The sequence below is a fragment of the Nocardioides terrigena genome (assembly GCF_003047265.1).
Classification (GTDB): Bacteria; Actinomycetota; Actinomycetes; order Propionibacteriales; family Nocardioidaceae; genus Nocardioides; species Nocardioides terrigena.
Genome location: NZ_PZYY01000006.1, coordinates 333,803 through 355,095 on the forward strand (window position 1 = coordinate 333,803; position 21,293 = coordinate 355,095).

Consider the following 21,293-nt stretch of genomic DNA (forward strand, 5'->3'; position numbering starts at 1 on the left):
GGGGTGTTGAGGCTGTGCGTGAACTCGCGGAGGGCGGCGCGCACTTCGCCGGCGGCTCGGAGCGGGCACCTCTCGATGCTTGGCCGTCTTGTGCTGGCCGATGCGATCCGAAGAAGCGACGAGCTCAAACCCAGCTACACCCACCGAGCCAAGTCACATGTAGTAGGCGTATCGCGGCGCCGGGCGTTCATTCGGGCCGAGGTGCTTCAGGATCCGGCCGATCGAGTCAGCTGTGCGCAGCGTGATGGGCACCCGTCCGTCGAGTTGGGTGGCGTTCCAGTTCATCTTGGAGAGCGCGAGCAGCTCAGTCGCGATCTCGGCCGCGCTCGACTGCACGTCGACAAGGCGGAAGGGGAGTGCCGACGGCACGTACATCCCTGGGTAAGTCCGGTAGAACGGAACGCTCCCACGGGTGTAGAGCAGGTGCCGGGTGTCAGTGAGCGACAGGAGCGTGCCTCGTAGGGTCGTCTGCTCGCCTTGCCGAAACAGCCGGGGGGAGTCCTCGCGTGGGATCCAGACGAGTTCGAGCATGGCCAGGCGCTCCGCCTCGGCGGCAGCCCGGAAGCCCTCCAACTCTTCAGGCGTGAACGAAGAGGTCTTGTGCAGCATGACGCGTGCGGGTGCCGTCTTGTGCTCGATGCGGTAACGGGCCAGCGACTGCTCAAGGAGGTCCTTGGCGTCGTCGCCGGTGAGGTGTGGCTGTCGGTCGTCCTTCGACTGAGTGGCCTGGGCGCCACGGACGATCACGCCGTCGCCGCGCTCGTTGAAAACCTGCGCCACGCTCGTCTGCAGTGTTTCGTTGTCGGTGCTCCGGTAGAAGGCGACGCCGACGTAGCAGGTCGTGAGGTCCCGGACATGGCGGGTCATCCGCCATGGCACGCCGCCGGCCTTGTAGTACAGCGCCGTGTGCAGGTTCCAGGCCTTGGTTGCCTCGTCCTGCTGGCGTCGCCTGTCGCGGCCCTTCGGCTTGTAGGTCGGGTCCCAGGTCTCGCGCCGGATAATTTGGATGGGACGACTACCGCTCAGCGAGCGTGCCTTCAGCAGTTCGTGGAAGTCGAAGCCGATAGACGCAGCTCTTGGTTGCTCCCACGGTCGGTCAGGGTTGGTCTTCGGCTCCTCGCGTTCCGGCAGATCGTCGGGACGGCAGACGATGATCACGTCGCAGTTGGGTTCCTCATCGAGCGTTCTCAGCTCGGCCTCGTACAGTTCGACGCCCTTCTGCACAGCCTGCAGCGGACTCAGCGTTGCGATGTTCTCCAGGGCTCGCTTGTCGAGTGTGCGCTCCAACCGCCCGTTCCAGATGATCGTCGAGCGGAAGCCGACGCTGGTATGGAACCCAGGAAACGGCAAGTAGAGGTGCGATAGCGGGCTTTCTTTGGGTGCAATTGGTTCGCGGCAGCGGTCGAGCCATGCCTTGACCCCATCGATGGCCTCCTTGGTGCCGACGATGCCGATCTGGATCGTCCGGACTCCGGTATGGCTCAGGTCGGCCGGACCGTAGTTGTTGATGCCGCTACGTGGGTCGATGTGGCGGCTGCCGTTGCCGAATTCCAGGTCCGGTTCTTCGATGAACGTGAGTTTCATGCCGTCTCCGCCAGCTCCCCGTCAGCCAGAGGATCGGTCGGATCCGACGCCTCTGCCGCTCGCTTCCACTTCGCCTCGTCGATGCCGCGGTCGGTGTCGAAGGTGACGAGTTTGCCGAAGTCGAGGATGCGCTCGTTCTGGCTGAACAAGCTGTCATGGCCGCCCTCGCGACCGGCGAGGATGGCGGCCCACATGCGGGTCTCGCCGAGCACAGCGGGGTTACGTTCGAGCCGCTTGATGCCGCTCAGGTACTGGGCTGTGAACCGTGACTCGCGGTAGCCGTCGATCGAGTAGTAGTAGTCGGGCGTGAGGGCGCAGAACCACTCGTCGTCGAGGTTGAGGAACTGCCACTTGAGGCCGGCGTGCTTGTAGTAGCTGACCTGCGATGGGTTGGTCTTCTTGGCGTGCGGCTTGAAGACGGAGCGCCAATGGGTGCCGCTAGTGTTCCAGCTCCGTGGCGACAGGTCGTCGGTGGCGCGGAAGTAGAGCATGTGGCGCTTGCCGTGGAAGGCGCAGTCATCGCGGAGGTCTTGCCGGAAGGCGTTGTTGAGCAAGCGCACCAGTATTCGCTCGCTGTCCGGGCTGCCGTCGAGCAGTTCGCCGGTGGCCTCGATCGTCGGGTCACCGTTCACCGCGCCCGCCAGCGCGGTGTCCTCGACGGGGCTCCACGTCAGCAGCCGGCCGCCGAAGAGGGTGAAGTCGTCTTGGATGTCGAGGCTGCTCTCGCGCTGTAGGTCGTAGACCTTCCGGGGGAGTGTGACTGCGGCGTCGTATGCCCAGAACACGTCGGGCATCGTCACAGGCAGCAGGTTCGACTCCAGGGTTTCATCACGCAGATCAGCGACGGGCGTGTGCGCGCGGCCGTGAGGATCCGCAACCGCGAACAGCCGGTCGGAGACGTCCCCTTCAAGGGACATGGTGATCTTGTTGAAGTCCACACGTCCGCTGGCGCGACGGGCGGGATCCGCGAAGTAGGACTGGATGTGCGCCCACCAGGCTTCGCCCCGCTTGGGGTGTGAGCAGACCAGCAGGACGGGCATTGAAGACTTCATCCAGTAGTCCAGGTCGCGCTCGTCGCAGTCGTAGTGGAACCGGTCGGCGGTTTCACCGGGGAAGTCGTTGTCGCTGGCCTTGCTTTGCACCTGGAGGTGGCAGTTGCTGACTTCGCCCGTCGCAGGATCGCGCAGCTCGATCGTGCCATCGATCCCGGCGTCGACTGTGCGCTCGTGCCAGACGTGATCCATGGCGCTGACCCGCTGGTGGATAAGGGCAATACCAGCATCGCCGATGTGCGCGCTGCGGCTGACCTGCTTACCGCTTCCCACCCGGTCACCTCGCTTCTGCCGAGGAATCTGGAGAGCCTCGGCTCTTTGAGGGTACGAGTCGCCACCGACAGTACGAGGCAGGCGCGGTTCAGAGGCGGTGCTACCTGCGGGTGTCCGGATTTGATGAGGCCCACGCCTTTCGAGAGGACCGGTAGGCATCGTCGTTGTCACGCTCCACCTCAAGTCAGCGGCGTGTCCCAGCGCCCTCTGCCCAGCGCGGGTATCACGTAGGTCGCTCAACTTGTGGGGAGATTCGCGGCGAGGGCTCCCGCTTGCTCCGACTAGTGTCTGTCAGCGATGGATTCCGGAATCGACCCCTCAGTGCTGCGCGCCGCTCGCGAGAAGGCGGGCCTGACCCAGCATGAGTTGGCGCGTCTAGTTGGTGCCGCCGGTGGGGAGCGCATATCTCGTTGGGAGCTGGGCGCGTCGGTTCCTCGGCCGGACTTCTTGGTCAAGCTTGCCAGAGCGCTCGACATCCCGACCCTTCGTCTAATTCACATGGAGGGTGAGGTTCCTGATCTCAGAGCACTGCGTTTGAAGGCGGGGCTGACGGTGCCCGAGTTGGCTGCGGCCGTCAACGTGGCTGTGCCGACCTACTACGCCTGGGAGCAAGGCCGTTGGACCCGACTCCCAGCAGCCAGGCAGCTTGAGAGTCTCGCGCGTGGGTTGGGGGACACAGTCGACGTCGTCGCCGCGGCCTTCCAGGAAGCCCGGCAGCAGCGTCTGCGGCGCGGGTAGGTCTAGCGCCGTAGACGGGCGCGCCTGGCGCCGAGTTGACCGTAATCCACAGGGAGATATTCCTCCCGAAAAGTCCGCATGATTTGTGGTCCCATTGACCTGGATGTTCGGTGCGTGCGAGCGCTCAGTCCCATCGGGGGGATTGGGCCACGCAACCACTTCCGGTCAGGACTCGGGCGATGACATCTCGGAATCGGTCAGCTGTGGATAACGATTCGCTCGATAGAAATGCACTAGTGTGTTGCTATCGAGTCGGGCTCGCGATGACCGCTCCCGGCACGTCTTGACACGTAGGTGATCGAGACAAGAGAGGACTCGGGGATCCATGTCGATGAACACTGCTCAACAAGCACGGGACGAGGTTGGCGCCAGTATCAAGGCACCTCCCGACCACAACCATTTCCCACGGCTGAGGCGCCGCCGCAGGCGTTGGGTCCTGGCACTCTGCGCGGCTCTTGTCGCTGCCGGCGGCCTGGGGACCGCGTTCGCGTTCACCTCGGTTAACGACACCCAAGAGGTCCTGGTCGTCAGCAACGACATCAAGCGTGGCGAGACCATCGAGGCCGGCGACCTCGCCGTCGTGCGGGTCAGCGTCGACCCGGCGTTGACCCCGGTCCCCGGCAGCCAGAAGGCCGAGCTCGAGGGCAGCCGCGCTGCCGTCGACCTGTGGGCCGGCACTCTGCTCACCGCGCAGGCAGTCACCGACAACCTGGTGCCGGGGGAGGGAGAGTCCCTGGTAGGCATCAGCCTTACTCCCGCGCAGATGCCGTCAGAGCCGCTCTACGGCGGCGACGTCGTCCGGATCGTCACCACGCCCGGCGACCAGGGCGAGATCACCGACAGGGAGCCGGTCACCATCGAGGCCACCGTCGTTGGTGTTAACCGGGTCGAGGAGACGGGGGAGACCGTCGTCGACGTCGCGGTGCCCGAAGCCGAGGCGGCCGAACTGGCTGCCCGGGCTGCCACCGGACGGGTCGCACTCGTCCTGGACGCCCGGGAGCGCTGAGGCATGGCGGTGATCGTCCTGGCCTCCGCGAGCGGTTCGCCCGGCGTGTCCACCACGGCGCTCGGGCTAACCCTCAACTGGCACCGACCCGTGCTCCTGGTCGACGCAGACCCGACCGGATCCTCATCGGTCTTCGCCGGCTACTTCCAGGGCGCCCAGGAGCCGACCGGCGGCCTGATCAACCTCGCTCTCTCCCTGCGCGAGGGAACGCTGGCGGACGCGCTGCCCCGGGAGACGCTGCTGCTGGACCCCGAGGCGCCGGCCGAGCGGTCTGCTTGGTTCCTACCCGGCATCCGGGCCCACGAGCAGGCCCCCAGCCTGCTGCCCCTGTGGGAACCGCTCACCGAGCAACTGCGCGCCCTCGACCGCAACGGCCAGGACGTCATCGTCGACGCCGGACGACTCGGCCTCGCCGGCTGGCCCCAGCCGCTGATCGCTGCCTCCGACCTGACCCTGCTCGTCACCCGCAGCTCGCTGCCGGCCCTGGCCGGTGCCACCAGCTGGGCCAAGACCCTGCGGGCACAGTTCGCCGCGGTCGGTGGGCTCTCCCGTCTCGGGGGACTCCTCGTCGACGAGGAGCGACGCTGGCCCTCGCTTCCCACCGGCGCCCGAGTCCGGCCCTACACCGCACGCCAGATCGCCAAGGCCCTCCAGATCCCCGTGGTCGCCTCCGTGGACTGGGAGCCCGAGGTGGCCGAGGTCTACTCCCACGGCGCCCGCAAGCCACGCAAGTTCGAGTCCTCCGGACTGCGGCGCGGCTACCGGGGCAGCACCGCCGCAATCCAGTCCATCCTCGGCGCCAACCAGGCCGCCCTCGCTCCCACGAACGGAGGCCACGCATGAGCACCAACGGACACCACCCGGAGACCAACGGCCGCGACCCGCTGCGCGCAGACGAGTGGCTTGAGGCCCGCCATGCCGCGAACCGTGAGCAGACCTCGCCGTTCGCCCGAGGACGCGGTTCCAACGGCACCCCGCCGCCCCCGCCGGTCGTCGAGGACGACGACCCGACCTCGCTGCCGATCTTCGCCGGCGCCTGGACCAGCGAAGGCGAGGGCCAGCTGCCTGGCCGCGCCCGCTCGGAGTTCAGCCTGCGCCCGCTTGTGGCGCCCGCACCGGAGGAGCACCAAGACACCCGCGGCACGGATGGCGAGGTCGAGCTGGACTGGGAGCTGATCGCGCAATACCGCGCTGAGATCTCGTCGCGACTGACCGCCCGGCTCGACAAGGAAGGTGGTCGGGTCACCGAGGAGGACCGCGAGCAGATGGGCCTCGACGTCATCGAGGAGCTCATCAAATCCGAGGCCGAGACGTTGGTCTCGACCGGCCGTCCGCCGTGGACGAAGGACCACGAGAAGGCACTCAAGTCCGCCCTCCACGCCGCCCTGTTCGGGCTCGGCCGCCTGCAGCCCCTGGTCGAGCGCGAGGACGTCGAGAACATCATCGTCATCGCCCGCGGCCCGGTCTGCTCGGTGTGGCTGGAGCTGGTCGACGGCACCCTTGTGGAGGCCGCCCCGATCGCCGACTCCGAGGACGAGCTGCGCGAGTTCCTCTCCGACCTAGGCGCACGGCAGAACCGGCCCTTCACCGAGGCCCGGCCGCACCTGGACCTCCGGCTGCCCGGGGGAGCGCGGCTCGCGGCCGGCTCCTGGGTGATGGCCTACACCTCCGTCGTGATCCGTCGCCACAGCATGCGCGAGGTGTCGATGGACGAGATGGTCTACGACCGCAAGGCGTGCAGCGCGGTCCTGGCCGACTTCGTCGCAACCTGCGTGCGCGCGGGCAAGAGCATCGTCGTCTCCGGGGTCCAAGGCAGCGGCAAGACCACTTGGGTCCGGGCCCTGTGCTCGTGCATCCCGCCCTGGGAGATGATCGGCACCTTCGAGACCGAGTTCGAGCTGCACCTGCACGAGCTCGTCGACCGCCACAAGATCGTCCACGCGTGGGAGCACCGCCCCGGATCCGGCGAGGTCGGCATCGACGGCCGCCAGGCCGGTGAGTTCAGCCTCGAGGAGGCCATCCACCACTCCTTCCGGTTCAACCTCGCCCGCCAGATCGTCGGTGAGGTCCGCGGCCCGGAGGTCTGGAACATGCTCAAGGCCATGGAGTCCGGGCCGGGCTCGATCAGCACCACCCACGCCCGCAGTGCCGAGCACACGATCGAGAAGCTCGTCTCCTGCGCCATGGAGAAAGGCCCCCAGGTCACCCGCGAGCTGGCAATCAGCAAGCTGGCCGCCGCGATCGACATCGTGATGTACCTGCGCTCGGAGGTCGTCGCCAATCCCGACGGCACCTTCCGCAAGCAGCGCTGGGTCGAGGAGGTCCTGGTCGTCCAGCCCAGCATCGACGCCGCCAGGGGATACGCCACCACCCCGATCTTCGCCCCTAACCAGCTCGGCCAGGCCGTCGCGACCGGCAAGCTCGACAACTTCCTCGCCCAGGAGCTGGCGCGGCATGGGTTCGACCTCGAGGCGTACAAGGCCGAGTCCCAGGCCAACCCGGGGGTGGCCACCTCATGAGCACTGCGTTCCTGCCCGCCGTCTTCGGGGCGCTCATCGTTATCGGTCTGATCGGGATGGTCTACGCGCTAATCCCCGCGCCGCCCGAGCCGCCGCGGCCCGCCCGGACCGTCACCCCGTTCGGGCGGCTGGGGAACTGGTTCGTCCGGCTCGACCGGCGCACCCGGATGCTGATGGTCGGCGGTGCCGTGGCTGGCCTCCTGGTCGCGCTGGTGACCGGCTGGGTGATCGCGATCGTGCTCGTCCCGGCCGGGATCGTCGGTATCCCGCTGTTGCTGACGCCCCCGCCGGCGGCCGCGAGCATCGAGAAGCTCGAGGCGCTCGAGGAGTGGACGCGGTCCCTGTCGGGCAAGCTGACCGCCGGCCAGTCCCTGCGCTCGGCGCTCATTAAGTCCCTGCAGTCCGCGCCGGCGCCGATCGAGCGCGAGGTCGGACTGATGGTCTCCCGGTTGTGGAACAACACCGCCAGCACCGAGGACGTGCTGCGCGCCTTCGCCGAGGACCTCAACGACTCCACTGGCGACGTCGTCGCCAGCCAGCTGATCCTTGCCGCCAGCGGCCGCGGCCAGGCCGGACTGTCGAAGGCCTTGGACGCCCTCGCTGAGACCGTCGCCTCCGACGTGCGCGCTCGCCGCCAGATTGCCGCCGACCAGGCCAAGCCCCGCACCACCGCCCGCACCGTCACCGTGATCACCCTCGGTGTGCTGGGCATGCTCGCCTTCACCGGGGACTACATCGAGCCCTACGGGTCCCCGCTGGGCCAGGTCATCCTCGCCGTCCTGCTCTCGGCCTACGTGGCCACGCTGCTGTGGATGCGCCGGATGGCTGTCGCCAAGCCGCTCCCGCGGTTCCTCGACCTCCAGGCCCGCAACGCCCACCGCGCCGCCCAGCGCACGGCACCGGGCGAGAAGGAAGGAGCGCTCGCATGACCGGCCTGCAGATCGCGCTCGCCAGCGGCACCCTCATCGGACTGGCCCTCGCCCTGCTCGTATGGCGCCTCGCGCCCTCCGACCCCGACCTGGTCGACGCGCTGGACCGTCTCTCACCTGACCACGTCGTGCCCCGCCGCAACACTCCCGGCCTCGACGTCGACACCGGCGCCGGCTCGGCGGTCGATCGGATCGGCTTGTGGGCGATGAAGAACCTGCCCGGCGGCGCCTGGGCCCACACGCCTCGCAAGGACCTGGCCATCCTGCAGATCAGCGAGACCCGGTTCCACGGCGAGAAGGTCGTCTGGGCACTGCTCGGCCTGATCATGCCGCCGCTGCTGGCCGCCTTCTTCACTCTGATCGGCCTCCCGCTGCCGTTCGCCATTCCGACGCTCGGCTCGCTGGCCCTGGCAGCCCTGTTCTGGTTCATGCCCAACTACAACGCCGCCGACGACGCCAAGAAGGCCCGCATCGAGTTCAGCCGCGCCCTGGGCGCCTACATCGACATGGTGGCCACCGGCGTCCGCGACGGATCCAGCGGCCAGCAGGCGCTGCGCTCGGCAGCCGAGGTCGGCGACAAGTGGGTCTTCAAGCGGATCGAGAGCGAGCTGCGCCGCGCCCGCTACATGACCCGCGCACCCTGGGACTCCCTGCACGGTCTCGCCGACGAGCTCGCCGTCCCCGAGCTCGATGACCTCGCCGACATCATGCAGCAGTCCGGCCAGGACGGAGCCCAGATCTACAACAACCTCCGGGCCCGCGCCGCCGCACTCCGGTCGGCGATGCTCAGCGCCGAGGTCGGCAAGGCCAACGCCACCTCCGAGCGCATGTACATCCCAGCCAGCCTGCTCGGCATCGTCTTCATGGCGATCCTCGTCACCCCCTCCCTGCTCCGTTTCACCACCTGACCGACCTAACACCGACCCCAAAGAACCAGGGTCACCCAGACCGCAAACCGAACAACCAGGAAGGAAGAACCCCGATGTTGAAGCTCTTCATCGCCCTCCAGATGGCGGCGCTGACCTCGCTCGCCTCCCTCGAGGACCGCGTCACCCGGCAGCGCGACGAGCGCGGCTCCGTCACGATCGAGCAGGTCCTGTGGGCCGGCGCCGTGATCGTCATCGTCGGCATCGTCGTCGCGGCCATCAAGTTCTTCGTGACCAGCGAGTCCGCCAAGATCAAGTAGGCCGCCATGTTCGCCAGCCTCCACCGCCGCAGCCGGGACGAGCGCGGGTCGGTGACCATCCAGATGGTCTTCCTGATGCCCGCGCTGTTCCTGCTGATGTTCCTCGGCCTCCAAGGCGCCCTTTACTACCACGCGAAGCAGGTAGCGCTCGCGGCCGCGCAGGAGGGCGCCCGTGAGGCAGGCAGCGAGAACGGCACCCGCGACGCCGGTGTGGCCACGGCGAACACGTTCCTCCACGACGCCGGAGGCTCCGACGTGATGACCTCCACCAGCGTCTCCGGATCACGGACCACGACCACCGCCACGATCACCGTCACGGGCAAGTCCATGAGCGTCATCCCCGGCTGGCACGTGACCGTCACCCAGAGCGCCAGCGTCCCGGTCGAGAGGCTCACCGAATGACCAGGCAGACGAGGCGGACCAGCGCACGCCGCCGGCGCCGGGACGAGCGCGGGTCGGTGGCCATCGAGGCCGCGATCGGCGTCCCGGCCTTCGGCCTGTTCGTGGCGATGATCATCCTCGGCGGCCGCGTGGAGATCGCCAAGCAGTCCGTGGCCGCAGCCGCCTACGAGGCGGCACGAGCGGCCTCCATCGAGCGGACCCAGAGCGAGGCCATCACCTCCGGCAAGTCCGCGGCCACCAGCAGCCTGCACGACCAGGGCCTGCAGTGCACGACCACCAACATCACGATCAACGCTGCGGCCTTCAACGCCCCGCTGGGAACCACCGCCCAGGTCACCGCCACCGTGACCTGCAAGGTCGACGTGGCGGACCTGAGCATCCCCGGCCTGCCCGGCACCCGGACGATCACCGCCACCGCCAGCAGCCCCGTCGACGCCTACCGGGAGCGCCGATGATGACCGCCCGCATCCGGAGTCTCACGACGCGGCGCTCGCGTGATGAGCGCGGCTCCATCAGCGTCTGGTTCGCCACCGCAGCACTGGCGATGATCATCCTCGTCGGGATGGCCGTCGACCTCGGCGGCAAGGTCCACACCCAGCAGCAAGCCCGCAGCGCTGCCGCCCAGGCCGCCCGCACCGGCGCCCAGGAGGTTCAGGGCTCGACCGCAGTCCGCGGCGAGGACCTCCGCGTCGACCTCACCGCCGCCAAGACGGCCGCCATGGACTATCTCCGCGCCGCCGGCGTGGAGGGAACCGTCCGCGTCGTCGACGGCGACACCCTGATCGTCACCACCACCGACACATACACCAGCAAGTTCCTCGGGATCATCGGCCTGGACACGATGCAGGTCACCGGGGAGGCGTCCGCGCGGCTCATCCGCGCCGAAGGAGGCATCGAGAGATGACCACGCCCACCCATCCCACCCTGGGCCAGCGGCTCACCGGCCTCGCAGCCTTGGTCGCCGTACTCGGCATCGTCCTCGGGCTGCCCGCACTATTCCTCGCGATCAGTGCCAGCCCAATCCCGGACCACGTCCCGACCCTGGGCGGCATCAAGAATGCGCTCATGGCGCCCGACGACGGCACCCTCGTCCTCGGCCTGTTCAAGGTGATCGGCTGGGTCGCGTGGGCCTTCATGGCGCTGAGCCTGGTCGTGGAGGCCATCGCACGGCTCCGCAAGGTCCAGGCGCCCCGGCTGCCGGGCCTGGGCCGGCCGCAGGCTGCAGCACGCGGCCTCATCGGCCTCGCCGCTCTGCTGTTCATCGCCGCGCCCATCGCCGCCCAGACAGCCACGATCACCACGGCCGCCGCGGCGCCGGTGACGGTGGGACATGTCAACGCCGGTGCCGCCGACCAGGCACCCGCCCAGCAGGACGTCAAGGTCGAGACGAAGCAGGAGCGCCAGCGCAAGACCGTCGACCACGCTGTGAAGCCGGGGGAGAGCCTGTGGTCGATCGCCGAGGACCACTTCGGCGACGGTGCCCGCTACAAGGAGCTCGTCGAACTCAACCGCGACCTCCTCGGCGCGCAGCCGAGCTTCCTCGAGCCCGGTTGGGTACTCAAACTGCCCGCGGTCAACGGCGGGGCACCGGCGCACGACTACACGGTGCAGCCCACCGACACCCTCAGCGAGATCGCCCAAGAGCAGCTCGGCGACGCCGACCGCTGGCCCGAGATCTACCAGGCCTCCACCGGCATCACCCAGCCCGGCGGGGCCCAGCTGACCGACCCCGACGTCATCGACGTCGGCTGGAAGCTCAACATCCCCGGCGCCGACCAGGGGGGCAGTCACGACGACACCCGGCACCAGCAGCCGCGCGACGTCGAGCCCGAGACGCCCGCCAGCCCCGAGGACCAGCGGCCCGTCGACCCGCCGGCCGAGGAGGAGCCGCCGGTCGCCCACGAGCCTGAGGTGCCCGAGGTACCCGAGACGGCCGTGCCCGACGCGCCGCCCCAAGCCGAGGAGCCGGCGGCGCCGGCCGCCGACGTCGACCAGGTCGACGACGCTGACGACTCGATCCTCGACGCGCCGTGGGTCCTCGCCGGTCTGACCGGCGGGGGCGTCCTGCTGTCCGGGGCGCTGCTCATGGCCCTGCGGTCCCGCCGCCGCGCCGGCTACCGGAACCGGACGCCCGGCCGCGCGATCGCCGCGCCGCCTCCGGAGCTCGCGCCGGTCGAGATGACCCTGAACGCCACCGGTGCCGCGGCCGCGGCGACCGTGGAGTTCGCGGACGGGGCGCTGCGCCGCCTCGCGGCCGCCGTCGGCGCGCAGGGCACCACGATGCCGCCGCTCGCCGCCGTGGAGCTCGGGCACGGCAAGCTGACCCTGCACCTGAGCGCGCCGGCCGCCGTCCCGGCGCCCTGGGTGGGCAGCCCGGACCAGACCCACTGGCACGTCAGCACGGACACCGCCGTCGACAGGCTCGGCCCCGACACAGGGAACGTCGAGCCGCCCTACCCGCTTCTGGCCACCATCGGCATGAGCGACACCGGCGAGACGTGGCTGCTCAACTGCGAGGAGCTGTCCACCCTCACCATCAGCGGCGACCCGACCTACGGCCGGGACTTCGCCCGCCACCTCGCCGCGCAGCTGGCCGTCAACCCGTGGTCGCGCCGCGTGCAGGTCGACTGCATCGGCGTGGCTGAGGAAGCCGTCGCCATGGACGAGCGGATCAGCTACTACCCGACCGGAGCAGCCGGGTCACCCGCGACCGCGGAAGCCCTCGCGGCCGCCGTCACCACGGTCGACCGGGCGAAGCGACACGACACCGACGCGTCCACGGCGCGCACCGGCAGCGTCGACGACGACACCTGGCCCGCCCGGATGCTGTTGCTCGACGCGGCGGCCGGAGACCCCGAGGACCTTGAGCAGCTGCTGCAGCTGGTCACCAACCACGTCGGGCAGTCCGCCACCTCCATCGTCGTCGCCGGCGAACGCCCCAACACACCGGGCGCCGTCCTGCACATGACGAACACCGGCCGCGTCGTCCTCGAGCACGCCGGCCTCAACCTCATCGCCGTCGGCCTCACCAGCGACGAAGCCCGCGGCTGCGCCCTGGTCTACGCACAGAGCGAGGTCGCCGAGGACGTCCCCGTGCCGGTCGACGAGACCGTCACCGACGGCTGGGAGGCCTACACCGACCAGTCCGGGGCACTGCGCCGCGAGTACACCCTGCCGCGCAACACCCCCGCGGACACCGTCGACGAGCCGCTGTCCTCCCTCCTGGAGGGCGACGACGCGGACTACATCCGTCAGAGCGCGATCGTGCAGGAGGACCTCGAGACGCTGGCGCCGAAGGTGCCCGAGCACGTCCGAGCCGAGGTCGAGCAGAGCGACCCCACTCTCGACCAGGACATCGCCGACTGGTTCTCGACCGACTGCGACCGTCCACGGCTCAGCCTGCTCGGTCCGGTCACCGCGCGCACCCACGGCAAGGCCCTGGCCAAGCGCAAGCCCTACTTCACCGAGCTCCTCGCGTACTTGGCCCTGCACCGCAAGCACGGAGCCACCCGCGAGGAGATCGGCGAGGCATTCGGGATCACCCCCGGCAAGGTGCGCGACTACACCAACACCGTCCGCGAATGGCTGGGCACCAACCCCACAAGTAGAGAGCCCCACCTGCCCCACGCCGACAAGGCCCCTGCCACCAAGCTCCGCGGCGTCAACGTCTACCAGGTCGACGACGGCCTCCTGGTCGACCTTCACCTCTTCCTCCGACTGCGCAAGCGCGGGCAGGCCCGGGGCGGCGCGGAAGGCGTCGCCGACCTCTGCACCGCGCTCGAGCTGGTCGGCGAGGCGAAGCCGTTCAGCCAGCTGCGTGAAGAGGGATGGTCTTGGCTCGTCAACGAGCCCGACCGCGTCGACCTCATGGCTTCAGGCTGGATCGCCGACGTCGCCCTCATCGTCGTCACCGAGGCTCTCGCCGCAGGCGATCTGGTCAAGGCCCGCTCCGCCGCCTACGTCGCCAACCGGGCCGACCCTGACGGCGAGAGCACCCGCCTGTGCCTGGCCCACGTCATGAAGGCCGAGGGCGACCAGCTCGAGGCCGACCGGATCCTCCGCGAGGAGATCTGCAACCGGTCCGACGACGGCGACGCCCCCATGGAACTGTCGGAGCGCACGAAGACCATCATCAGTACCCACGGCTGGCTCGCGAGCTGACTCGGGAAGGGAGCACCAGCACATGACCACCTTCAACCAGGAGCTCACCGGCCGCTACGTCGCGGCCGGCGGCGACCGCCCCGACCTCGACGCCCGACGCGTCGCCAGAGCCGTCTTCGTCCGCGACACCGTCCGCACCCTCTACGACGCCGACAAGCGATTCGGCATCGACCCCGCCGACAACGGCTCGCTGGCCGAGCTCGTCGACGCCGCCGAAGAACACCTCGAGCACATCGCCACCGACGTCAGCCAGCGATCAGTCATGGCGCCGCCCAACACAGGAGGAGACACCGCATGAGGAAGCACCACTCCGCACTCGGGGGAGTGGCCCTCGCCCTCGCCCTCACCCTCACGGGCTGCTCGGACGACGGCACCGACCCCGAGGCCGAGGACACCCCGACCGCTACGCCGAGCTCGAGCCCGACGAGCACTGCGCCGACGCCGCAGACCCCCGAGGAGAAGGCGGCGGCCCAGCTGGCGATGTACCTCGAGGTACGCGACCTCGCTTACCGGAAGCGGGACATCAACTTCAAGGCGCTCAACCCGGTCGCGACCGGTGAGGAGTTTCTGCATTTGCAGCACACCGTCGCGAGCATGATGAATGAAAACGTCACGGTGACCGGGGAGTACGCACACACGCTCGACGAGCCGCGGAATCGCGGGACCTCGATTCTGATCATCGACTGCGAGGACCGCACCAAGGTCACCTGGAAGAACGACGGGGCGATCCGGCAACCGGACTTCACGGACCCCAACGGAGACCCGCTCCGCAACCCCGCCCCGGTTGAGTACACGCTCGTCAAGGACAAGGGTGCTTGGAAGGTCTCCGACTCGGACCTGCTTTGGGACCAGCCATGCTGAGGAGACTCATTGCCCTCTTGGTGGCGTTGGCAGGGTCGCTCGTCATCGTGTTCGTCACCGCCTCCGCCGCGAGCGCTGACTGCACAGCGGACCCGGTGACCGGCGAAGTTGTCTGTGACGACGAGGATGGCGGCAACGATGGCGGTGACGGCGGTGACACCGGTGGCTCGTCGACTTGCTCGACCTCGGACGGTAGGGAGATCCCGTGCACTGGCCCCGGCGGGTCGGTATGGAGCAGCAGCCATCAGTGCTGGGTCGGCGACGTCTGGGATCCGGGTGGGGAGGGCCCACTGCCGCCCCCTGGACAGACCAATGAGGATGGTGCGTGGCACATCTGCTACTGGCCGCCCCCCGGCTCCTCATGGGATCCGGTCTGGATCCAGAACGGCACGGTCACGATCGACCCGGTGGTTCTCGCCAATCGCGCGATCGCGTCGATGGACCTGGATCCGATCAGGATCGGCATCGTTCCCGAGCCTGGCCCCAACCGGGTCGGACTCGTTGGTCTGCCGGTGTGGATGTGGGTCGACAGCCCGACCGATGACACGTTCGGACCGATCACCGCGTCCGCCAGCGAAGGGCCGGTCTCGGTCAGCGCCACCGCCAGCGTCTCCAGCATCGTGTGGAACATGGGCGACGGCACCAAGGTGACCTGCACCGGCAAGGGGACGCCGTACGCCGATCACTACGGCAAGCAGGACTCCCCGACCTGCGGGCACCGCTACGCGAAGATGTCGACCGACCAGCCCGAGGGTGCGTACCAGGTCACCGCGGCCAGTCACTGGGTGGTCGAGTGGACCGGTGGCGGGCAGTCCGGAACCATCGAGTTCGACCTGGCCACAGAGCCCCTCCCGATCCGCATCGGGGAGGCCCAGGTGCTGACCCAGTGACCCTGTACTAGCCGACCGACCACCGACACAGGTCCCCGTCCTCACAGCAGCAAGGGGACCTGTGTCGTTCGCTGCCCGAGCGCGCCCCGAGGCACCGGGCCCGCCGAGCGGAGCTGCTCGTGCTGCCGCTGCTGGACGTGAAAGAGCCCCAGGCGTCTCGGGTCACCTGGGGCTCGTGAGAAGTAGAGCATGGGGTGGCTCGCCTGCGCTGATGAATAGAAGATCGCGCGGACCTAGACGCTCGCCGTCGGGGTGCCAGGTGGCCCGTCACGTGACCTGGGTGCCGCCCTCCTGGCGGTCTGGGGTCCGCCGATCTGCGAGCTCGCCCTCGACACAGCGGTGGCCTGACGGCCGCGTGGTCCGGCAGGGAGTCAGCCGAGGATGCAGTCGGCGAGTGGGGCGCGGAAGCGCTGCGAGAGCACGGATCTGAGTTGGAGGAACAGTGACACGTCGCCGGGGAGCACGTAAGCGACAGCTGCGCTCAGTACTGCTGCCGCCTCGGGGATGTTCAGGCAGGCGATGAGGTCGGCTTCGTGCTGCTCGACGAAGACCTCGTCCTTGATTGCCTTCATCGCGGCGGCAGCGCCACGGATGACAGGGTCGAGAGCGGCGGGGTGGGGGCTGGTGTCGAGCTCGTCGTCGAAGGCGGTCCAGTCCACGCCCGGCGGACAGGGGTGGGGAGTGCTGGCCAGCTGGTTCAGGACCAAGCCGAGTCCCAGTGTGCGCTCGTTGACCTGCAGATCGTGCTCGATGGCGGACACCATCTCGGCCGCGCTGGCGACCGTCAGACGGTTTGCGGTGGCTGTGAGGCCCTCACGCATCATTCGCGCTACTGCGTCTCGTTGTTCGGCACCACTGTCGGCGTAGCGCAGAAGGATGCGTAGCGACCGGTCCAGGTTGAACGCAGAGGGCGCGTCCAGTACGTGGAGCCCGTGAGCCAAGATGCGGCGGCTCCAGTTCGGCCATGCGCGCGCCATACCGTCGTCGAGGACGTCGAGAGCTACCTCGGGGCCGATCGGTAGATGCGATCCGAACCGTTCGGGAGCTTCCTGGTCGACCGTCTCGATGAGCTCGACCACGGCCTGGTGTTCGTGGGCGCGAGGTTCCGCGAACATCTTTCCTGTCGCGAACAACCAGGTGTTGCGCCAATGTGGGCTGGGGGCCAGGAGACGTAGCCGGTTGATCAGGGTCTCAAGGGGCGCGTCGCTGATTCGCCGGGCCGCCATGAGTTCTTGGAGTGAGCGCACGTCGAAACCGAAGCCGTCGTTCCGGGGCGCGATCAGGACCAGTCGCTGTGTCGCAGACCTAATGATCGAGTCCAGGACGTCGGAGTGGTGCCCGTCGGGCTTGAACTCGGCGTCGTTGAGGATGTGCCAGACGATTTCGCGCAGCTCCGGCTCTGTTAGGACGGCCGTGGAGTGGTCGGCCGTCTCGCTGCGCTGTTGAAGCACGAAGCCGGCGCGCTCGTGAAGCTGGTGGATGAACGGCTCGTACTTGGTCAGGAGCGTACGGACCATCGTCGGTTTGTTGCGCTCTCGTCGTACGACGGTGTCGTAATAACTCCAGAACAGGCTATACCGGTCTGGTGCGATGGTCCCCGCGCCGTCGACGATGATCGAGAGGATGAGGACCTGCAGCGGCGTCCGCAGCAGTTTGACGAGGTTCTCATCCTGCGCAGCGTTCCGAAGGGCCGTGACGACCTTGCCGATCCGCTCCTCGTCGCCGCTAAGGCGTACTTGGGCGGCCTTAGTTCCGAAGGCGACGGCCTCAGCGGGTGTCAGGTCGTCGAGTCCGACGGTTTCGAACGACGTCGGGTCGATGTTTTCGGTGTAGCCAACCGGGCGGGTCGTGATGACGGCAAGTAGGTCGCATCGGTCCCCCTCTGCGTTGTTGACGAACTCCACGACGCGCTCGATCACCGTGCGCCGCGTCTCTGGCTCGGTGACCTCGTCCAGGCCATCGAATACGACTAGCCAGGGCCAAGCGCGCAGCCAGGAGGTCAGCGTGGCGGGAGTGACGGTGCCATGGTTCGACTTCTTGCTGATGTGTTCGGCCACGTATCGCATCAGCGATTCGTCGAGCTTGTGGCCTCGTTCCTCCGCGTAGTCGGCGAGGTCGATGCGCAGCGGCCAGCGCCGGTGCCGCGGGAGTTGGTGCCCCAGCCTCCGCAGCACGTCCTCGGTCCCGGTGATCACGGTGTCGTGGTTGGCCGCTAGTGCCGTGGAGCCTTTGAGCGCTGCAACCCGGTATGCCTGCACGATCAGCTTGGAGATCGTGGTCTTCCCGTTGCCCGGCTGGCCGGTGAGGACGATGTGGCGCGGCCCGTCCACAGCTGTGATGTCTCGGGCTAGGAGGTTGTCTCCCCGCTCGAAGACATGCCGCAGCACGGTGCTCCTGTGGCCTCCGCCCGGGAAGGTCACGGGGAGATCGATGGCGACCTCGTGCACCGGGATGCCGCGGTTTTCGCGGTCACCGGCGTCGTCGAAGTACACCAGCCCGTCGGAGAGGAGTTCGGTGCGTGCCTGGTCGAGCAGAACCGGTTCGCTGTCCTTAACGGCGATGTTGCCCGTGAGCTCAGAGATGAAGGTGAAGACGTCGCTGGCAGTCAAGAAGGCGTCGAACCGGCGGCGCACGCCTTCCTGCGTGCTCAACAGAGCATCGAGTTGGTTGCCGTCCCAGAATCGGATCGTCTTGATGTGCGCGATCCGCTTGCGCCGCTGGACCCTATCGAGAATTGCATCCTGATCGTCGATGTCGCGGCTGGGGTCGTTGAGCCTGTCGCGGTAGGCCCTGATGTTCCTGCGGATGGCGTCGTGGCCGCCCGTGTTCTGAACGGGCGTGAGTGCGACGTTGGTGATGAAGACGAGCTGATCAGGCAGGGGATCCCGCGGGTCCTTCTTATCCCACTCAGCCCAGGCGTCGAGTTCCTTCTTGACCTCTCCCCACAACCACGAGGCATTGGTGGTCTCCGAGTCGGAGATCTTGTCGTGGTGCTTGACCTGGAAGACGGTGTAACCGCTGAAGGTGTCTGCTGAGGTCTCGAGTGCTGAGGCGAACTTCAGGTTGCCCTCGAAGTACAGATCGCGGCCGCCGTCCTTGCCAGCGCCCATGACCTGGACACCTGGGCCGAACTCGGCGATCGCCAGCGCAGCGGCCATCGACTGAAAGGCACCGGGGCTCAACAACTGCAGCTGGTGCTTCACGGACGACTCCACTGTTCGACGGACGGCTCAAGGTAGCAACGCGCAGCGACACGGCGTGGTCGAACCGCGCGGTCACCCGTCCGCCTGTCACCAAGGCGCTGCCGCGGAGCGAATCCCTACCGGTTCGGTGTTGAGGAGGTAGGTGCGTCGCGGTTGGAAACGTTCGGCGCATCTCGACAAACAGGCCTCGCGCCACCCTGGTCAAGAAGTTCCTGCAACTTTCGGGGGGACGCCCTCTGACCTGCGGAAACGCGCTTCCCCCCTCTGCGTCCCCCCTCCAAATCAGGGGTTTGGGGGGACGGATGCGGGGACGCCCGCTCGCGACCTTTCTGCCGTGCACAGCCACGGACGAAAGGAGCGAGTGCGATGAGTGTGGGTGACCAGCTCGGCCTCGACGACAACAGCGAACTGCTCGACCAGGCCCGCCAGAAGTGGCCGGCCTGGGCGGCCGCGGATCCACGGCTTGGAGTCGTCGAGGAGTTCGACGACCTCCGGGCCTGGCTGCCCTCGGTGGGCAGCGCAGCCTCTGACGAGGTCCTCTTGGCGCTGGCCATGCTGGCGGCTCCCGATGGCGGCGACGACATCGCCGCTGCGGCCGCGCTCGCCAAGTGCCTACTGCCCGGCGCGTGTCGGCTGGCCGGCTGGCTGAGCACCCTCCCTCCCCGCGAGGTCTTTCGCGACAGCCAGCCCGTCGCGGCAGGCTCCTGGTCGGCCGTCGAGCGGATCGACGAGCTCGTGGCCTCCCAGCTGTGGATCGAGGTCCGGACCTTCAAGTGGCGCCGGCTGCGCAAGGTTGCCGCGAACATCCTGATCAACACCCGCGTCGGCGTCCTCCGCGAGGTCGGTGACTTCTTCTACGTCTCCCGGGCCGACCGCACGTGGGCGAACACCACCCTCGTGGAGTCCTTCTCGTCCGGCGACTTGGCCGACGGCGACGCAGGAGCGTGGAGCGCCGCCGCGATGCCGACCGAACGGGTTGCCGGCGCCCTGTTCCACCGTCCCGAGATCCTCGCCGACGCCGGTCCCGAGCAGGAGGAGCCGTCGGCTACCGAGGAGCTCCTCGAGCTGTTGGCGTGGGCCTGCGAGAACCAGGTGATCAGCCCGGCCGACCGGTACCTGCTGCTGTGCCTGGTCGACGAGGCCGACCGAGTCGAGACCCGCAACCTCGCTCGCGGCTACGGCGGCCTGCTCAGCAACGAGGTGTCCAGCCGGGTCGCGCCGCGGGTCGGGGTGTCCGAGGCAACCGTCCGTCGCCACGGCTCGCGCAGCATGCGCGCCCTCGCCGCGGCCGTCCCAAGGAAGTTCGGCCATGACGAATGACCGCAACCGTGATCGCTCCCACCGCCCCACGACACATAGGCGACTGGAGGTGGTGAAGCCCATGACAAACACCCAGGACGACGGCGAGTGCCGGACGCCGGAGAAGATCGCCGAGCTGTTCGCGATCGCCGGCCGCGAGATCGAGGCGATCGAGCAGCTCACCGGCTGCGTCGCCCAACTGCACGAAGTCCAGGCCGCCAAGGCAGAGCTGGCAAGCCTGACACCGGCTGAGGTCCGTGCCGCGCTCGAGTTCCGCCGCGGCGGTATCGGGGAGGCCAAGTGAGCACCCAGACCTCGAGCCGCCCGGTCGGCGTCGACGAGCTCAAGCGAGCCTGGGACGCCGTGAACGCCGGCGAGTTCCGCGCCGGCGCCGGCGCCGGCACCGGCAAGGGACCCCGCGGCCGCGGCACCGCCGCCGCGGGCGACTGGTCGCCAGCCGCGGGGGAGCACACCATCGCCGTGTTCGGATGCGCCGGGTCGGTGGGAGCCAGCACCATCGCCCTGGCAGCCGGCCTGGCCGCCGCCGCCCCGGTCCGGGTGATCGAGTGCTGCTCGGTCACCGCCTCTGGTCTCGCCGCGGCAAGTACCGCCGAGCTCGGCCTTCACCCGACCGACTGGCGTCAGGGCAAGCGCGACCACGTTCTGCTCGAGCGGGCCAGCGAGGTCCTCGCCGGCGTCGACGAGATCCCGCTGCCGATCGACGCAGAGAACGAGACCCAGCTGACGATCCTCGACGTCGGCTGGGAAGCCGGTCAGCTGCTGGCCACCGACTGCTGGCTCGCCGAGGCCGTCCGCACCGCCGACCAGATCGTCCTGGTCACCACCGCCACCGTCCCCGGGATGCGCCGCGCCTCGGTCGCGCTCGAGCTGCTGGCTAACCACTGGCAGCCCGAGCAGATCGCCCTCGCCGTGCGTGGGCCGCGCCGCAAGAAGTGGCCCCGGGGCCTCGAGCACGCCGGCGGCCCCGCCGTACGTCGCGTCCTGGTCGCGGACCGGTGCGTGGAGATCCCCGAGGACCGCGAGATAGCGGTCAACGGCCTGGACTCCCGGCCCGTCCCGGCCCCCCTCATCTCGGCAGCCCGTCAGCTGCTCGAGCCCGCCCACCTGCTCACCGACACCAGCGAAAGCGCCTGACCCGCACCGGGTCAGCAAACCCAGAAAGGAAGTCC

At 68.6% G+C, this 21,293-nt stretch carries 20 protein-coding genes; 17 read left to right on the forward strand and 3 right to left on the reverse strand.

Annotation, left to right across the window (positions count from 1 at the left end; genetic code table 11):
* Positions 1-153 precede the first annotated feature (153 nt).
* Together DAE25_RS15310 and DAE25_RS15315 are read right to left on the reverse strand one after the other, a co-directional pair.
* A complete protein-coding gene (locus DAE25_RS15310; protein ID WP_056888902.1) occupies positions 154-1,584 on the reverse strand; it encodes an argonaute/piwi family protein in 1,431 nt (476 codons plus the stop codon).
* Complete coding sequence (locus DAE25_RS15315) at positions 1,581-2,909, reverse strand: DUF4365 domain-containing protein (protein ID WP_107766999.1); 1,329 nt, start codon at positions 2,907-2,909, stop codon at positions 1,581-1,583. Before DAE25_RS15315 ends, DAE25_RS15310 begins: the two co-directional genes overlap by 4 nt.
* A gap of 297 nt (positions 2,910-3,206) precedes the next feature.
* On the opposite strand from DAE25_RS15315, the gene DAE25_RS24295 reads away from it, so the two are divergent.
* The 14 genes from DAE25_RS24295 (at position 3,207) to DAE25_RS23205 (ending at position 15,601) form a co-directional block, all read left to right on the forward strand.
* A complete protein-coding gene (locus DAE25_RS24295) occupies positions 3,207-3,647 on the forward strand; it encodes a helix-turn-helix domain-containing protein (RefSeq protein ID WP_107767000.1) in 441 nt (146 codons plus the stop codon).
* 325 nt (positions 3,648-3,972) lie between these two features.
* The gene (locus DAE25_RS15325; RefSeq protein ID WP_234411076.1) at positions 3,973-4,653 is read left to right on the forward strand and encodes an SAF domain-containing protein; all 681 of its coding nucleotides are present in this window, start codon (positions 3,973-3,975) and stop codon (positions 4,651-4,653) included.
* 3 nt (positions 4,654-4,656) lie between these two features.
* Complete coding sequence (locus DAE25_RS15330) at positions 4,657-5,496, forward strand: hypothetical protein (RefSeq protein ID WP_056886572.1); 840 nt, start codon at positions 4,657-4,659, stop codon at positions 5,494-5,496.
* Positions 5,493-7,172 (forward strand): CpaF family protein, encoded by a 1,680-nt coding sequence (locus DAE25_RS15335; protein WP_056886571.1) that lies wholly within the window; start codon positions 5,493-5,495, stop codon positions 7,170-7,172. Before DAE25_RS15330 ends, DAE25_RS15335 begins: the two co-directional genes overlap by 4 nt.
* Positions 7,169-8,101 (forward strand): type II secretion system F family protein, encoded by a 933-nt coding sequence (locus DAE25_RS15340; RefSeq protein WP_056886570.1) that lies wholly within the window; start codon positions 7,169-7,171, stop codon positions 8,099-8,101. Before DAE25_RS15335 ends, DAE25_RS15340 begins: the two co-directional genes overlap by 4 nt.
* The gene (locus tag DAE25_RS15345) at positions 8,098-9,009 is read left to right on the forward strand and encodes a type II secretion system F family protein (RefSeq protein WP_056886569.1); all 912 of its coding nucleotides are present in this window, start codon (positions 8,098-8,100) and stop codon (positions 9,007-9,009) included. Before DAE25_RS15340 ends, DAE25_RS15345 begins: the two co-directional genes overlap by 4 nt.
* Before the next feature lie 74 nt (positions 9,010-9,083).
* On the forward strand, positions 9,084-9,287 hold the full coding sequence (locus tag DAE25_RS15350) for a hypothetical protein (RefSeq protein ID WP_011755675.1): 204 nt from the start codon (positions 9,084-9,086) through the stop codon (positions 9,285-9,287).
* Between the two features lie 6 nt (positions 9,288-9,293).
* Positions 9,294-9,689, forward strand: a complete 396-nt coding sequence (locus tag DAE25_RS15355) for a TadE/TadG family type IV pilus assembly protein (RefSeq protein ID WP_056886567.1) — start codon at positions 9,294-9,296, stop codon at positions 9,687-9,689.
* A complete protein-coding gene (locus tag DAE25_RS15360) occupies positions 9,686-10,144 on the forward strand; it encodes a TadE/TadG family type IV pilus assembly protein (protein WP_056886566.1) in 459 nt (152 codons plus the stop codon). The genes DAE25_RS15355 and DAE25_RS15360 overlap by 4 nt, the downstream gene beginning before the upstream one ends.
* Positions 10,141-10,593 (forward strand): pilus assembly protein TadG-related protein, encoded by a 453-nt coding sequence (locus DAE25_RS15365; protein WP_011755678.1) that lies wholly within the window; start codon positions 10,141-10,143, stop codon positions 10,591-10,593. Before DAE25_RS15360 ends, DAE25_RS15365 begins: the two co-directional genes overlap by 4 nt.
* Positions 10,590-13,850: a LysM peptidoglycan-binding domain-containing protein gene (locus DAE25_RS15370; protein ID WP_107767001.1), complete on the forward strand. Its 3,261-nt coding sequence runs from the start codon at positions 10,590-10,592 to the stop codon at positions 13,848-13,850. The genes DAE25_RS15365 and DAE25_RS15370 overlap by 4 nt, the downstream gene beginning before the upstream one ends.
* 22 nt (positions 13,851-13,872) lie before the next feature.
* The gene (locus tag DAE25_RS15375) at positions 13,873-14,148 is read left to right on the forward strand and encodes a hypothetical protein (RefSeq protein ID WP_107767002.1); all 276 of its coding nucleotides are present in this window, start codon (positions 13,873-13,875) and stop codon (positions 14,146-14,148) included.
* Positions 14,145-14,711 carry a hypothetical protein gene (locus DAE25_RS15380; protein WP_107767003.1) on the forward strand — a complete coding sequence of 189 codons (567 nt, stop codon included), beginning with the start codon at positions 14,145-14,147 and terminating at the stop codon, positions 14,709-14,711. Before DAE25_RS15375 ends, DAE25_RS15380 begins: the two co-directional genes overlap by 4 nt.
* On the forward strand, positions 14,705-15,601 hold the full coding sequence (locus DAE25_RS23205; RefSeq protein WP_133059067.1) for a hypothetical protein: 897 nt from the start codon (positions 14,705-14,707) through the stop codon (positions 15,599-15,601). Before DAE25_RS15380 ends, DAE25_RS23205 begins: the two co-directional genes overlap by 7 nt.
* 371 nt (positions 15,602-15,972) lie before the next feature.
* Here the strand turns inward: DAE25_RS23205 and DAE25_RS15390 are convergent, their stop codons facing one another.
* Entirely contained in the window at positions 15,973-18,804 is a 2,832-nt protein-coding gene (locus DAE25_RS15390; RefSeq protein ID WP_107767004.1) for an NACHT domain-containing protein, read from the reverse strand.
* Between the two features lie 366 nt (positions 18,805-19,170).
* Here DAE25_RS15390 and DAE25_RS15395 point away from each other — a divergent pair, with 366 nt between their 5' ends.
* The 3 genes from DAE25_RS15395 to DAE25_RS15405 are packed head-to-tail and all read left to right on the forward strand — an operon-like array spanning position 19,171 to position 21,258.
* The gene (locus DAE25_RS15395; protein WP_107767005.1) at positions 19,171-20,124 is read left to right on the forward strand and encodes a hypothetical protein; all 954 of its coding nucleotides are present in this window, start codon (positions 19,171-19,173) and stop codon (positions 20,122-20,124) included.
* A gap of 49 nt (positions 20,125-20,173) precedes the next feature.
* Entirely contained in the window at positions 20,174-20,407 is a 234-nt protein-coding gene (locus DAE25_RS15400; protein ID WP_085894327.1) for a hypothetical protein, read from the forward strand.
* On the forward strand, positions 20,404-21,258 hold the full coding sequence (locus DAE25_RS15405) for a hypothetical protein (RefSeq protein ID WP_107767006.1): 855 nt from the start codon (positions 20,404-20,406) through the stop codon (positions 21,256-21,258). The genes DAE25_RS15400 and DAE25_RS15405 overlap by 4 nt, the downstream gene beginning before the upstream one ends.
* The last annotated feature ends 35 nt before the right edge of the window (positions 21,259-21,293 follow it).

Bases quoted from the DNA above. Each gene is read 5' to 3' on its own strand.
- DAE25_RS15310 (WP_056888902.1), bottom strand. From the start codon at position 1,584: ATGAAACTCACGTTCATCGAAGAACCGGACCTGGAATTCGGCAACGGC.
- DAE25_RS24295 (WP_107767000.1), top strand. From the start codon at position 3,207: ATGGATTCCGGAATCGACCCCTCAGTGCTGCGCGCCGCTCGCGAGAAG.
- DAE25_RS15325 (WP_234411076.1), top strand. From the start codon at position 3,973: ATGTCGATGAACACTGCTCAACAAGCACGGGACGAGGTTGGCGCCAGT.
- DAE25_RS15330 (WP_056886572.1), top strand. From the start codon at position 4,657: ATGGCGGTGATCGTCCTGGCCTCCGCGAGCGGTTCGCCCGGCGTGTCC.
- DAE25_RS15335 (WP_056886571.1), top strand. From the start codon at position 5,493: ATGAGCACCAACGGACACCACCCGGAGACCAACGGCCGCGACCCGCTG.
- DAE25_RS15340 (WP_056886570.1), top strand. From the start codon at position 7,169: ATGAGCACTGCGTTCCTGCCCGCCGTCTTCGGGGCGCTCATCGTTATC.
- DAE25_RS15345 (WP_056886569.1), top strand. From the start codon at position 8,098: ATGACCGGCCTGCAGATCGCGCTCGCCAGCGGCACCCTCATCGGACTG.
- DAE25_RS15350 (WP_011755675.1), top strand. From the start codon at position 9,084: ATGTTGAAGCTCTTCATCGCCCTCCAGATGGCGGCGCTGACCTCGCTC.
- DAE25_RS15355 (WP_056886567.1), top strand. From the start codon at position 9,294: ATGTTCGCCAGCCTCCACCGCCGCAGCCGGGACGAGCGCGGGTCGGTG.
- DAE25_RS15360 (WP_056886566.1), top strand. From the start codon at position 9,686: ATGACCAGGCAGACGAGGCGGACCAGCGCACGCCGCCGGCGCCGGGAC.
- DAE25_RS15365 (WP_011755678.1), top strand. From the start codon at position 10,141: ATGATGACCGCCCGCATCCGGAGTCTCACGACGCGGCGCTCGCGTGAT.
- DAE25_RS15370 (WP_107767001.1), top strand. From the start codon at position 10,590: ATGACCACGCCCACCCATCCCACCCTGGGCCAGCGGCTCACCGGCCTC.
- DAE25_RS15375 (WP_107767002.1), top strand. From the start codon at position 13,873: ATGACCACCTTCAACCAGGAGCTCACCGGCCGCTACGTCGCGGCCGGC.
- DAE25_RS15380 (WP_107767003.1), top strand. From the start codon at position 14,145: ATGAGGAAGCACCACTCCGCACTCGGGGGAGTGGCCCTCGCCCTCGCC.
- DAE25_RS23205 (WP_133059067.1), top strand. From the start codon at position 14,705: ATGCTGAGGAGACTCATTGCCCTCTTGGTGGCGTTGGCAGGGTCGCTC.
- DAE25_RS15395 (WP_107767005.1), top strand. From the start codon at position 19,171: ATGAGTGTGGGTGACCAGCTCGGCCTCGACGACAACAGCGAACTGCTC.